This is a genomic window from Sphingobium sp. TomTYG65 (assembly GCF_055395525.1).
In genome coordinates, this window is record NZ_AP027330.1 from 1,605,527 (window position 1) to 1,617,724 (window position 12,198).

The 12,198-nt window shown below is 61.4% G+C and carries 13 protein-coding genes; 8 read left to right on the forward strand and 5 right to left on the reverse strand.

Annotated features, from left to right (window positions below; translation table 11 throughout):
• Positions 1 to 178: 178 nt before the first annotated feature.
• A complete protein-coding gene (locus tag ACZ5Y5_RS07855) occupies positions 179 to 526 on the reverse strand; it encodes a UrcA family protein (RefSeq protein WP_464808096.1) in 348 nt (115 codons plus the stop codon).
• 462 nt (positions 527 to 988) lie between these two features.
• Here ACZ5Y5_RS07855 and uvrA point away from each other — a divergent pair, with 462 nt between their 5' ends.
• Positions 989 to 3,904: an excinuclease ABC subunit UvrA gene (gene uvrA, locus ACZ5Y5_RS07860; protein WP_464808097.1), complete on the forward strand. Its 2,916-nt coding sequence runs from the start codon at positions 989 to 991 to the stop codon at positions 3,902 to 3,904.
• Positions 3,905 to 3,907: 3 nt separating this feature from the next.
• Here the strand turns inward: uvrA and ACZ5Y5_RS07865 are convergent, their stop codons facing one another.
• Positions 3,908 to 4,360, reverse strand: coding sequence for a hypothetical protein (locus ACZ5Y5_RS07865; protein WP_464808098.1), 453 nt, complete (start codon positions 4,358 to 4,360; stop codon positions 3,908 to 3,910).
• Positions 4,361 to 4,370: 10 nt separating this feature from the next.
• Here ACZ5Y5_RS07865 and ACZ5Y5_RS07870 point away from each other — a divergent pair, with 10 nt between their 5' ends.
• The 7 genes from ACZ5Y5_RS07870 (at position 4,371) to ACZ5Y5_RS07900 (ending at position 8,857) form a co-directional block, all read left to right on the forward strand.
• Positions 4,371 to 5,555: an ImmA/IrrE family metallo-endopeptidase gene (locus ACZ5Y5_RS07870; protein WP_464808099.1), complete on the forward strand. Its 1,185-nt coding sequence runs from the start codon at positions 4,371 to 4,373 to the stop codon at positions 5,553 to 5,555.
• Entirely contained in the window at positions 5,555 to 5,989 is a 435-nt protein-coding gene (locus tag ACZ5Y5_RS07875) for a hypothetical protein (protein ID WP_464808100.1), read from the forward strand. Before ACZ5Y5_RS07870 ends, ACZ5Y5_RS07875 begins: the two co-directional genes overlap by 1 nt.
• A 121-nt stretch (positions 5,990 to 6,110) precedes the next feature.
• The gene (locus ACZ5Y5_RS07880; RefSeq protein WP_464808101.1) at positions 6,111 to 7,148 is read left to right on the forward strand and encodes a hypothetical protein; all 1,038 of its coding nucleotides are present in this window, start codon (positions 6,111 to 6,113) and stop codon (positions 7,146 to 7,148) included.
• Positions 7,149 to 7,424: 276 nt separating this feature from the next.
• Positions 7,425 to 7,637: a cold-shock protein gene (locus ACZ5Y5_RS07885; protein WP_464808102.1), complete on the forward strand. Its 213-nt coding sequence runs from the start codon at positions 7,425 to 7,427 to the stop codon at positions 7,635 to 7,637.
• 81 nt (positions 7,638 to 7,718) lie between these two features.
• Entirely contained in the window at positions 7,719 to 7,919 is a 201-nt protein-coding gene (locus tag ACZ5Y5_RS07890; RefSeq protein WP_464808103.1) for a hypothetical protein, read from the forward strand.
• Positions 7,920 to 8,057: 138 nt separating this feature from the next.
• Positions 8,058 to 8,294 (forward strand): hypothetical protein, encoded by a 237-nt coding sequence (locus ACZ5Y5_RS07895; RefSeq protein WP_464808104.1) that lies wholly within the window; start codon positions 8,058 to 8,060, stop codon positions 8,292 to 8,294.
• Between the two features lie 218 nt (positions 8,295 to 8,512).
• Entirely contained in the window at positions 8,513 to 8,857 is a 345-nt protein-coding gene (locus ACZ5Y5_RS07900; protein WP_464808105.1) for a glycine zipper 2TM domain-containing protein, read from the forward strand.
• Positions 8,858 to 8,987: 130 nt separating this feature from the next.
• On the opposite strand, the gene ACZ5Y5_RS07905 is transcribed toward ACZ5Y5_RS07900, so the two are convergent.
• The 3 genes from ACZ5Y5_RS07905 to sucC all read right to left on the reverse strand — a co-directional run bounded on the left by ACZ5Y5_RS07905 (position 8,988) and on the right by sucC (position 12,062).
• Entirely contained in the window at positions 8,988 to 9,917 is a 930-nt protein-coding gene (locus ACZ5Y5_RS07905) for an electron transfer flavoprotein subunit alpha/FixB family protein (RefSeq protein WP_464808106.1), read from the reverse strand.
• Positions 9,918 to 9,999: 82 nt separating this feature from the next.
• Positions 10,000 to 10,749: an electron transfer flavoprotein subunit beta/FixA family protein gene (locus ACZ5Y5_RS07910; protein WP_464808107.1), complete on the reverse strand. Its 750-nt coding sequence runs from the start codon at positions 10,747 to 10,749 to the stop codon at positions 10,000 to 10,002.
• 113 nt (positions 10,750 to 10,862) lie between these two features.
• The gene (gene sucC, locus ACZ5Y5_RS07915) at positions 10,863 to 12,062 is read right to left on the reverse strand and encodes an ADP-forming succinate--CoA ligase subunit beta (RefSeq protein WP_464808108.1); all 1,200 of its coding nucleotides are present in this window, start codon (positions 12,060 to 12,062) and stop codon (positions 10,863 to 10,865) included.
• Between the last annotated feature and the right edge of the window lie 136 nt (positions 12,063 to 12,198).

Consider the following 12,198-nt stretch of genomic DNA (forward strand, 5'->3'; position numbering starts at 1 on the left):
CCGCTCGTTGCGAACGAAGTCGAGTAACGGTCAGAACCCCATCCATCCCGCCAATAACCTCTCCACCAACCCAACCCCCGTCGGGCTGAGCCTGTCGAAGCCCGGCCGCGCACCGCCTAAGAAAAAAGGCCCGGCAATCAACCGGACCTCCCTTCACCTGATGATCGGCAAAACCGTTTCAGTCGCCCGAACCAGGCACCTTATCCTTGCTCACTTCCGCAAACCGCCCGGCATCCCGCCCCTGAGCGCTCGCAATCGCCGCAGCCACGGGCTCCCGAACATGATCCAGCGCCGCCAACTGACAGGACCGCGATTCCTTGACCGACTTGCCCGGGCACACCTTCACCGCCGCGCGGCGGACGCGCCGCGTCAGTTCCCGCTGATCCGCCGTCTTCGACAGGTCCAGATCCTTATAGGCCACTTCAAACGTGCGGCCGTTGGATTCGAACGGAATGCCGCTCGCCATCGCCGCCGTGCTCATCAGAGCGCAGGCGCTCACCGCAACCATTTTCGCAACAATAGACATGATATGGGTCCCCCTATTTCAAAACGCTGCGGCCGCCGCTCTCCGGGCGATCTGGCCACAATTGAAATGGGCAGGCTGGGACCCGTCAGTCCTCCCCATCAGCAAGGCGCGCCAATAAAGAAATGCGGCCCCGCTGTCGAGCAAAAATCCTTATTTTCGTAGCGTAAAACACCGCTGAAGCCGCCAACAAAAACGCCCCCGGCGCAAGGGATGGCCGGGGGCGTATCCGGGATGCTGTCGGGCTATCCGGGATCTCTCATAAAGCTCAGCGACAGGACGCCGCCACCGCGGTTTTCCCGTCACGCACCTTATACACCCAAAGCGGTTAATGCTGCTTTACCAATCGACGACCCGCAGCCCATCCGCGCCGGAAAGCATGCCCGGCTTGCGAGCCACCGCCCTCTATCCCATATCCGCGCGAGAAACTTGCCCCCAAAGAACAAATCTGGAACAACACGGCCCATGAGTCTGACCACTATTTCCGTGCGCGGCGCGCGTGAGCACAACCTCAAGGGCGTGGACGTCGATCTTCCTCGCGACAGCCTGATCGTCATCACCGGCCTGTCCGGCTCGGGCAAATCCTCTCTCGCCTTCGACACCATCTACGCCGAGGGGCAGCGCCGCTATGTGGAGTCCCTCTCCGCCTATGCCCGCCAGTTCCTTGAGATGATGCAGAAGCCGGATGTCGAGCATATCGACGGCCTCTCGCCCGCCATCTCGATCGAGCAGAAGACGACCAGCCGCAATCCGCGCTCCACCGTCGCGACCGTCACGGAAATCTACGACTATATGCGCCTGCTCTGGGCGCGCGTCGGCATCCCCTACTCCCCCGTGACCGGAGAACCGATCAGCGCCCAGACCGTCAGCCAGATGGTCGACCGCGTGATGCAGCTGCCCGAAGGCACCCGCTTCTACCTCCTCGCCCCCGTCGTGCGCGGCCGCAAGGGCGAGTATAAGAAGGAACTGCTGGAATGGCAGAAGGCGGGCTACACCCGCGTCCGCATCGACGGCGAAATGTATCTGATCGAGGACGCGCCCGCCCTCGACAAGAAATACAAGCATGACATCGAAGTCGTCGTCGATCGCCTCGCCGTCAGCGAAGACATGTCCACCCGCCTGGCCGACAGCTTCGAACAGGCGCTCAAGCTCGCGGACGGCCTCGCCTATGTGGACCTGGCGGACGGCGTCGTCCCCGGCCGCGAAGGCGAAGCGGAAGCCAGCGGCAAGATGAAGAATGCGGAAATCCCCGCCAACCGCATCGTCTTCAGCGAAAAATTCGCCTGTCCCGTCAGCGGCTTCACCATTCCGGAGATCGAACCGCGCCTCTTCTCCTTCAACGCCCCGCAAGGCGCGTGCCCGGCCTGCGACGGCCTGGGCGAGCGGCAGGAGTTCGACCCCGAACTCGTCGTGCCCAACGAGCATCTCAGCCTCAAGAAGGGCGCGATCGTCCCCTGGGCCAAATCCAACCCGCCCAGCCCCTACTATATGCAGGTCCTCGGCTCCCTCGCCCGCGAGTTCGGCTTCTCCCTCGAAACCCCTTGGGAAGACCTGCCCGCAGAGGTGAAGGTCATCATCCTCCACGGCACCGCCGGCAAGCCCGTCACCCTGCGCTTCGTCGATGGCAAGAAGAGCTACGAGGTCAAGAAGCCCTTCGAAGGCGTCATCGGCAACTTGAACCGCCGCCTGCTCCAGACCGAGTCCGCCTGGATGCGCGAGGAACTGAGCAAATACCAGACCGCCATGCCGTGCGAGACCTGCCACGGCGCGCGCCTCAAGCCCGAAGCCCGCGCCGTCAAGATCGCGGGGGAGGACATTTCCATGTCCACCCGCCGCTCGGTGGTGGACGCGCTCGGCTTCTTCTCCACCCTCCCCGCCCAGCTCAACGACCAGCAGAACCAGATCGCCAAGGCCATCCTCAAGGAAATTGTCGAGCGCCTCGGCTTCCTCAACAATGTCGGCCTCGACTATCTGAACCTCGACCGCACCAGCGGCACCCTGTCGGGCGGAGAGTCCCAGCGCATCCGCCTCGCGTCGCAGATCGGCAGCGGCCTGTCGGGCGTCCTCTACGTCCTCGACGAACCCTCCATCGGCCTGCACCAGCGCGACAACGACCGCCTGCTCATCACCTTGAAGCGCCTGCGCGACCTCGGCAACACCGTCATCGTCGTGGAGCATGACGAGGACGCGATCCGCACCGCCGACTATATCGTCGACATGGGGCCGGGCGCAGGCGTCCACGGCGGCACCATCGTCGCGCAGGGCTCCCTCAACGAACTGCTCGCCCACCGCGACAGCCTGACCGCGGATTACCTCAACGGCACCCGCCGCATCGAAGTCCCGACCAAGCGCCGCAAGGGCAACGGCAAGAAGCTCACCGTCCACAACGCCCGCGCCAACAATCTGCAGAACGTCACCGCCAGCATCCCGCTCGGCACCTTCACCTGCATCACCGGCGTGTCAGGATCGGGCAAGTCCAGCTTCACCATCGACACCCTCTACGCCGCATCAGCCCGCGCCCTCAACGGCGCGCGCATCGTCGCGGGCCCGCATGACAAGGTCACCGGCCTCGAAAACTGCGACAAGGTGATCGACATCGACCAGTCGCCCATCGGCCGCACCCCGCGCTCCAACCCGGCGACCTATACGGGCGCCTTCACCAACATCCGCGACTGGTTCGCCGGCCTCCCCGAAGCGCAGGCGCGCGGCTACAAGCCCGGCCGCTTCAGCTTCAACGTCAAGGGCGGCCGCTGCGAAGCTTGCCAGGGCGACGGCGTGCTCAAGATCGAGATGCACTTCCTCCCCGACGTCTATGTCACCTGCGACGTCTGCCACGGCGCGCGCTACAATCGCGAAACGCTGGAGGTAAAGTTCAAGGGCCACAGCATCGCCGACGTGCTCGACATGACGGTCGAGGACGCGGTGGAATTCTTCAAGGCCGTCCCCCCCATCCGCGACAAGATGGCGATGCTCGCCGAAGTGGGCCTCGGCTATATCAAGGTCGGCCAGCAGGCCACCACCCTCTCCGGCGGCGAAGCCCAGCGCGTCAAGCTCGCCAAGGAACTCTCCCGCCGCGCCACCGGCCAGACCCTCTACATATTGGACGAGCCCACCACCGGCCTCCACTTCGAAGACGTCCGCAAACTGCTCGAAGTCCTCCACGCCCTGGTCGAACAGGGCAACAGCGTGGTCGTGATCGAGCATAATCTGGACGTCATCAAGACCGCCGACTGGATCATCGACATGGGACCGGAGGGTGGCGTCAAAGGCGGCGAAGTCGTCGCCGAAGGCACGCCCGAAAAGGTCGCGAAGAACGCCCGGAGCTTTACCGGGCGGTACTTGGCGCCGTTGTTGGGGTTGGAGGCTGTGGCGGCGGAGTAAGTATTATTGGAGGGACCTATATTTGTTTATCAAAGGATGGATCTTTTCCAGCGCGATAAATTCCATCCAGCACAAAACTGCAAAAAACCACGCTACCGTCAGTATGATGAGCAAGATGCTCTGCACCTCGTTTAATTCATAAGCGGAAGCTACCGTCGCCCACGTCAAAAATACCATGTTGAGAAACGCGCCGGTAAGAGCAGCCACAAGGGGAGGGCGCTGTGCCAATTCAACATCTATTTTTCGCGCTGCCAGTTCGAGCTTCAGGGTCATCAAAGCCAGACGTCTCTCAACCCCTACTCCTTTCGTGACGTGATCAACTACAATCAGATCATTTTCTATTCTGCGCGACAACCAACCCGTCCGCAGATCGATCGGAGCTTGAAAAAAGCTCAATCCGATTCCAGTGCCAACACCTAACTGCAAAAGGCTTGCAAAGTCGCCAAAGGTAGTCAAATTGCACTCCGTGTCTGACGCTCCCAACCCTCAAAGCCTTACATCTGCTAGAGAACAGCGCAAGCTGGACCTGTTAGAGGTTGCCGAATACACGGGCATCAGCGCATCGCGACTTGAGGAGTTTGAAGCTGGCGAGCGTAAGCCGTCGTTGAGGCAAGTCGAACAATTGGCTGCGCTTTATAACGTACCGATTTACCTTCTTTTCTTAGATGCAATACCCAATCTCGAACTGCTACTTCCGGATTTTCGAAAAACCGACCCCCGCCCTGCGGACATCTCGCCCAGAGGACTAACCAAAATATGGGCTGTGGAAAAAATCTCTTTATTCACCCGTCAGCTAGAAGCCGAACTGACGCATGTCCTGCCCGCCAAGAGGACATTGCCAAGAGCGAACCGGCTCAGCGCATCATTCGCAAATAGACTACGGGCAGAATTTGACGAATGGTTCGCCTCGCGGAGAACTAATTTAGCACTCGCGGGGCCGTCCTCTACCCAAACATTAACAGGCCTTCGGCTTTTCTTCGAAACGTGTGGCTCACTGTCGTTAGTGAACGATGCACCTGAATCCGATTACATGGGGTTTTATAGTGAACCCCAGGGAGGACTCAGGTCTATTTTCATTAATAGGAAAATCAGTTCGAAAAAGGCTCAACTGTTTACCTTTGCGCACGAATTCGCGCACTCGCTCATTGGCGAAGAAGGAATTTCAGATCCGTTCAAAACATCAAACGAGATTGAACGGAGATGCAATAAATTCGCTGCCGAATTTTTGGCACCGTCCGATCAGTTCTCCAAGCTTGTCAGCCAGTTCTATGCGCGTGACAAGGGCGATGTTTTTTCTCTCATCCGAAAGGTTTCGGAAAACTCCCTTCTGAGCAATCAAGCTACGGCTATTCGATTGCTCGAACATGACTATATAAAGCGAACAGACTATAACGCTTTTGCCAAAGCTTGGCGAAGCTACCCCTCAAAGGAAAAAGAAGAGGAGAAGTTGGAGACACCCCCTGGAAGAGCGGGGGCGTTTGCCAAAAGAGTGGGTGAACTGGGATATTATGCCACCTATGTTTCTGCACTCGCCATAAAACAGAACATTGTAGACTCGATTGATGTTCAGCGGGGATTGGCACTTTCTGAATCTATTCAGGAGAAAGCGTTCAGCTTAGCTCAACGTCGCTTTGAGGCGGCTGTTAAGTAATGGCGCTCCCTCACGTCAATGGCTGGCTTATCGATTTTCGAACGGCGCGCGCAGTATTCTCGGGCAGAGCTAATTTGCTTATTCAGACCCTTGTATCGATGTGCCAAAATGGAAACTTAAAGTATTGTCATTGCGAACACGATGATTTCAAGGCCAACGATATATTAAAGCCGCCTTTCATCGATGATCAAGATTGTCGACTTATCCCATGCGGGCAAGTTATGCAGACCTCGATGGCGATTGTAGGTGGAACGTATGGGAAGCCGCTGCTGCGCTCAGACAATCTAACGTTATTTCTGGTCAGTTCTGCGTTAGTTAATAAATTTGGGATTATCTCTGATTTGACAAATTCATCCTTCAGCATGGCAGCAGACATTGGACCGAGTTTAGGGCTCCATGTTATGACCGCTCAGCAGTTTCAAGCTGCTATTTGAGGGCAAGCCCCGTCATGGGCGGCGCATCGACTTAATAATTCGTTCCCATTTTGTTCTGTCCTACAACCCCTCACCTTTGATACCGTCCCGGCAAACCCTCCCCTAAAGCGGAGCTTTTGCCATGTCCTACCACTTCCCCCCGCTCCCCACCGCCGCCGAGCAAATCCGCGCCGACGGCTGGAGCCCCGCGCGGCAGCGGCAGTTTCTGGAAACCCTCGCCGCCACCGGCATCATCACCACGGCCTGCGACGCCGTCCACATCTCCCCCCGCGCCGCCTATGCCTTGCGCATCCGCCGCGACGGCGCGGCCTTTCGCCTTGGCTGGGACGCGGCCATCCTCATCGCCCGCGCGCGCCTCGCCGACGAACTGCTCGCCCGCGCCCTCACCGGCCATGAGGAAGTGATCCACAAGGACGAGGACACCATCACCCGCCGCCGCCACGACAATCGCCTCGCCATGTCGATGCTCTCCCGCCTCGACCGCATGGCCGACAATCCGCCCGAAGGCAGTGACGCCGCTCTCGCCCGCGTCGTCGCGCAGGATTTCGCCGCCTATCTGGACCTCATCTGCCCGGAGGATGAAGCGTCCGACCTGCCAACACAGGACGCTGACCGCCTCGGCCTCCCTCCCTTAAACGCCGCGCCCCTCGCCCACAGTGCCCATGACGCCGACCTGCTCGACCCCGCCGGGCCGGATATGCCGCCCGCTTTCGAAGCCGCCGCCGCCCTTTCGCCCGGCGCATCCGCAGCGCTGTTCATCGCGGCGCGGATGGCGCTCAATACCGGCAACAAGGCCCAGCCCTACCCCCTCAATGAACGGTGTGAACTTCGCCCGCCGCTGGTCGATCGGGCGACCCTTCCGCCCGATGAAGCCGCCGCCCGGCTGCGCGGCATTTGGTGGGATGAGGATCGGGAAGCCTGGCGCACCGACTATCCCGCGCCGCCCGGCTTCGACGGCGATGAAAGCGACGCCATCTACGACATAGACGCCTATGAACGCGACCTCAGCGATCAGGAGGAAGAAGCGTTGGAGGAACGGCAGGCGGCGGAGCGCCGCCCCTATGAGGATGCCGCGGCCCGCGCCCGCGACGCCTTTTTCGGCTTCGCCGCGCTGGAGGAGCGGGTGAACGGGGCGGGAGATAACAGCCGTTCGCCCTGAGCGTGTCGAAGGGCTTACTGTCCTGCAAAAAGGGGCTTCGACGGGCTCAACCCCGAACGCAGGCGGGATGGAGCCCGAATTAACGCACCACGCTTTAAATCTGCGACTCCTCCTCTCAATGCTTGCAATCCCCGCCCCCAGCCCCCACATGAGCGCTGCTACAGTCGCAAATCGACGGTCTTTCGGCGCTTTGCGGCCCCAAACTCCTTCTTTCCCTGCCCCTCTAGCGCAAGGCCCGCCCATGCGGGGCGCGCCGCACGAAGAAGGAAATACCCAATGAGCATCGTCGGAACCGTCAAATTTTTTAACGCCGACAAGGGCTATGGCTTCATCGCTCCCGATGATGGCAGCCCGGACGCTTTCGTTCACATCACCGCCGTTGAGCGCGCTGGCTTCGCCACGCTGCGCGAAAAGGACCGCGTCTCCTATGATCTGGAGCAGGACAAGCGCGGCAAGATGGCGGCCGTGAACCTCCAGCACGCCGAATAATCGGAAAGGCCGGGCGCGCTCCTGAAAAGGGGTTGCGCCCGGTCCTCCCCACGCCGCCTTAGCAGGACGGGAGAAACGCCCATGACCCACCCCGACTATCGCGGGCTCGCCGCCCAGGCTCGCAGCGAAGCCGACGCCGCCACGCTCGACAATGTCCGCAACCGCTGCCTGCGGTCGGAAGCCGCCTTTCTCAACATGGCCCATCGTCAGGATCTGGCCGACGCGAACCGCGCCCGCCGCGAAGCCGCCGCAGCGGCAGCGAAGGCCGACGAGCCGGTCTGATATGGCGGGCGTCACGCCCTCACATCGCCCGCTGCGCTCGCCCTGTCGATTACCCAAAAGCGCCCGGAACCCAACGCCGCTCCGCCTGTTATCTGTGCAAACCCTGGCCGGACAACATCCCGTAAGGAGCAAGGCACAATGATCCGTACCCTGATTTTCGGCGCCATCGCCGGCTATGTCGGCAAGAAGCTGTATGACGAAGGCAAGCTGACCGAGTTCAAGGAAGACCTCGTCTCCCGCTATCAGCAGGCCCGCAACGACCTGTCCAGCCGGACCGGCAGCAGCAGCAGCAGCCTGAGCGGCAGCGACATGTCGCCCGCAGTGACCCCCAGCTCGCCGCGTCAGACGCTGTCCAGCTCCCCGATCGCCAGCTGATTTCTCCGCTGACGTCACCCTGATCACAGTCTCCGGCGGCTTATCCCTCTGGCCGCTGGCCACCGCCCGCCCGGCCCGCGTTTCCCCCCTTTCGCGGCGCTGCGGCGGGCGGACTAATTCCGGCGCATCCACTCCCTCACCATCCGTTCCGGTCACGCAACTTACCCCCAATTGACGGGTTGTTACGCTGCCGGGGGTCGTGATTAGGAGAGTATAAGATGCGCACCCCGATAATCGCCGCCGCGCTGCTGGCCCTGCCCTTGGCGGCCTGCACCACGGATCGCTACGGCGACCGCTACGGCTATGGCTATGATCGCCCTGCAGGCACCTATTCCGGCCGCGTGATCACTGACGACGACTATATCTACCGCGACACCGACGGCCGTTATTATTGCAAGCGCCCCGACGGCACCACCGGCACCATCGTCGGCGCGATCGCCGGCGGCGTCCTGGGCAACATCATCGCCCCGGGCGGTTCCAAGACGCTGGGCACCATCTTGGGCGCAGGCGGCGGCGCAATCGCAGGCAACGCCATCGACCGCAGCAGCGTCCGTTGCGAATAACAAAAAAGGGCGCGACCACCAGCCGCGCCCTTTTTTCGACGGAAAGCCCCACCTCCGTTCGCCCTGAGCCTGCCGAAGGGCGCGCACGCCCTCAACAGCTCAGCCTGAACGGAGGCAAAGGCAAAGTCCGTTAGAGTTTCTCGGTCAGCTCCGGCACAACCTTGAACAGGTCGCCGACCAGGCCGATGTCCGCCACCTGGAAGATCGGCGCATCCTCGTCCTTGTTGATGGCGATGATGGTCTTGCTGTCCTTCATGCCCGCCAGATGCTGGATCGCGCCGGAAATGCCGACCGCGATGTAGACTTCGGGCGCAACGATCTTGCCTGTCTGGCCGACCTGATAGTCGTTGGGCACATAGCCCGCGTCAACGGCAGCGCGCGACGCGCCGACCGCCGCGCCCAGCTTGTCCGCCAGCGGGAAGATCACCTGCTCGAACGTCTCGCCGTCCTTCAGCGCACGGCCGCCCGACACGATCACCTTGGCAGAGGTCAGTTCGGGACGCTCCTGCTTGGCGATCTCCGCGCCGACGAAGCTCGACAGCCCCTTGTCCCCGGTCGAGGACACAGCTTCCACCGCGCCCGAACCGCCCTCACGCGCCGCCTTTTCAAAAGCGGTGCCGCGCACGGTGATGACCTTCTTCGCATCCTTCGACTTGACCGTCGCGATCGCGTTGCCCGCATAGATCGGACGGGTGAAGGTGTCTTCGCTCTCAACCGACAGAATGTCGCTGATCTGCATGACGTCCAGCAGAGCCGCGACGCGGGGCGCGATATTCTTGCCGTTGCTGGTGGCAGGCGCAACGAACGCGTCATGGCTGCCCATCAGTTCGACGATCAGCGGCGCGACATTCTCGGCGAGCGCATGACCGAACGCCGCGTCATCGGCGACATGGACCTTGCCCACGCCCGCGATCTTAGCAGCAGCCTCACCCACGCCGCCGACGCCAGCGCCAGCGACCAACAGATGCACTTCACCCAGCTTCGCAGCGGCAGTGACGGCGGAAAGGGTCGCGTCCTTCACGGCGCCGCCCTCATGTTCAACCCAGACTAGAGTCTTCATATTCTCGATCCTCTATCCCCATTCGCCCTGAGCTTGTCGAAGGGCTTCGACCGGCTCAGCCCAAACGGGCTTGGAATGATGGTCAGGCAGCGACGCCCAAAGCTTTCAACTTCGCGACCAGTTCATCGACATCAGCGACCTTGACGCCAGCCGAACGCTTGGCAGGCTCGGTGACCTTCAGCGTCTCCAGGCGCGGCGCGATATCGACGCCGTAATCAGCAGGCGCCTTGGTTGCGAGCGGCTTGCTCTTCGCCTTCATGATGTTGGGCAGCGAAGCATAGCGCGGCTCATTGAGGCGCAGGTCGGTGGTGACGATCGCCGGGATGTTCAGCTTCACCGTCTCCAGGCCGCCATCGACTTCGCGGGTCACGCTGACCTTGTCGCCTTCGACTTCGACCTTCGACGCGAAAGTGCCCTGCGGCAGGTTCAGCAGCGCCGCCAGCATCTGACCAGTCTGATTGCTGTCATCATCGATCGCCTGCTTGCCCAGGATGATCAGGCCAGCGCCTTCCTCTTCCTGCACCTTGGCGAGCAGCTTTGCGACGCCCAGCGGCTCGACTTCATCGTCGGTCTGGATCAGGATCGCGCGGTCTGCACCCATGGCGAGCGCGGTGCGCAGCGTTTCCTGCGCCTTGGCAACGCCGATCGACACCGCGACGACCTCGGTCGCCACGCCCTTTTCCTTCAGGCGGATGGCTTCCTCGACCGCGATCTCGTCGAACGGGTTCATGCTCATCTTGACGTTCGCCAGATCGACGCCCGTGCCGTCGGCCTTCACCCGCGGCTTCACATTATAGTCAATGACCCGCTTCACGGGCACAAGGATCTTCATCGCAACATCCTTTCGGTTTCACGCCATCGCCCGCATATGCGGACAAGGACGCAGGCGGCCCCTAAAAGACCGCCTGCGCCCCATGGTGTCTGTTCAAATGGCTGGAAAGTGCCTCAGGCTGCCTTCCTCACTTCCGCCACGATCTTCTTGGCTGCGTCGCCCAGGTCGTCCGCGGGGACGATGGCCAGGCCTGACGAGGCCAGAATGTCCTTGCCCTGCTGGACGTTGGTGCCTTCGAGGCGCACGACCAGCGGAACCGACAGGTCAACTTCCTTGGCGGCGGCGACAATGCCCTCGGCAATGATGTCGCACTTCATGATGCCGCCGAAGATGTTGACGAGAATACCCTTCACCGCGGGGTCCTTCAGGATGATCTTGAAGGCTGCGGTCACCTTCTCCTTGGAAGCGCCGCCACCGACGTCCAGGAAGTTGGCGGGGAATTCGCCATTCAGCTTGATGATGTCCATGGTCGCCATGGCCAGGCCCGCGCCGTTCACCATGCAGCCGATGTTGCCGTCGAGCTTGATGTAGGCGAGGTCATATTCCGAAGCTTCGACTTCCGCCGGATCTTCCTCGGTCAGGTCGCGCAGTTCGGCGATGTCCTTGTGACGGAACATGGCGTTGCCGTCGAAGCCGACCTTGGCGTCCAGCACCAGCAGGTTGCCCTGCTCGGTCAGCGCCAGCGGATTGACTTCGATCTGCTCGGCATCGGTATCCAGGAACGCGGCGTAGAGCGAGGAAGCGACCTTCGCGGCCTGCTTCGCCTGATCGCCGGTCAGGCCCAGAGCGGCCGCGACCGAACGGCCGTGGTGCGGCTGGAAACCGGTTGCGGGGTCGACGGTGAAGGTGTGGATCTTTTCGGGGGTCGAGTGGGCGACTTCTTCAATGTCCATGCCGCCTTCGGTCGATACGACGAAAGCGATGCGGCTGCTGGCGCGGTCGACCAGCAGGGCGAGGTAGAATTCCTTCGCAATGTCAGCGCCGTCGGTGATGTAGAGGCGGTTGACCTGCTTGCCCGCTTCGCCGGTCTGAATGGTGACCAGCGTGTTGCCGAGCATGTCGGTGGCGTGGGCCTTAACCTCGTCCAGGTTGAAGGCCAGACGGACGCCGCCCTTCGCTTCGGGAGCCAGTTCCTTGAACTTACCCTTGCCGCGGCCGCCAGCATGGATCTGCGACTTTACGACATAGAGCGGCCCGGGCAGCTTCTTGGCGGCCTCAACGGCTTCATCCACGGAAAAAGCGGCGTAACCCTGCGCGATCGGCGCGCCATATTTCGCCAGCACTTCCTTGGCCTGATATTCGTGAATGTTCATGGGCCCGGCCCGTCCTTTCGCTCGAAAAGCTGATGACGGGGCTAAAGCACAGGCCGGACGGCTAAGCCAGCATCATTTCGCAAAACCACTTTGCAAAATTGCAAACTCCACCGCCGGATTCGCGTTCAATTCGCGA

Coding starts and splice junctions, on each gene's coding strand:
- ACZ5Y5_RS07855 (WP_464808096.1), bottom strand. CDS start 526: ATGTCTATTGTTGCGAAAATGGTTGCGGTGAGCGCCTGCGCTCTGATG.
- uvrA (WP_464808097.1), top strand. CDS start 989: ATGAGTCTGACCACTATTTCCGTGCGCGGCGCGCGTGAGCACAACCTC.
- ACZ5Y5_RS07875 (WP_464808100.1), top strand. CDS start 5,555: ATGGCGCTCCCTCACGTCAATGGCTGGCTTATCGATTTTCGAACGGCG.
- ACZ5Y5_RS07880 (WP_464808101.1), top strand. CDS start 6,111: ATGTCCTACCACTTCCCCCCGCTCCCCACCGCCGCCGAGCAAATCCGC.
- ACZ5Y5_RS07885 (WP_464808102.1), top strand. CDS start 7,425: ATGAGCATCGTCGGAACCGTCAAATTTTTTAACGCCGACAAGGGCTAT.
- ACZ5Y5_RS07890 (WP_464808103.1), top strand. CDS start 7,719: ATGACCCACCCCGACTATCGCGGGCTCGCCGCCCAGGCTCGCAGCGAA.
- ACZ5Y5_RS07895 (WP_464808104.1), top strand. CDS start 8,058: ATGATCCGTACCCTGATTTTCGGCGCCATCGCCGGCTATGTCGGCAAG.
- ACZ5Y5_RS07900 (WP_464808105.1), top strand. CDS start 8,513: ATGCGCACCCCGATAATCGCCGCCGCGCTGCTGGCCCTGCCCTTGGCG.
- ACZ5Y5_RS07905 (WP_464808106.1), bottom strand. CDS start 9,917: ATGAAGACTCTAGTCTGGGTTGAACATGAGGGCGGCGCCGTGAAGGAC.
- ACZ5Y5_RS07910 (WP_464808107.1), bottom strand. CDS start 10,749: ATGAAGATCCTTGTGCCCGTGAAGCGGGTCATTGACTATAATGTGAAG.
- sucC (WP_464808108.1), bottom strand. CDS start 12,062: ATGAACATTCACGAATATCAGGCCAAGGAAGTGCTGGCGAAATATGGC.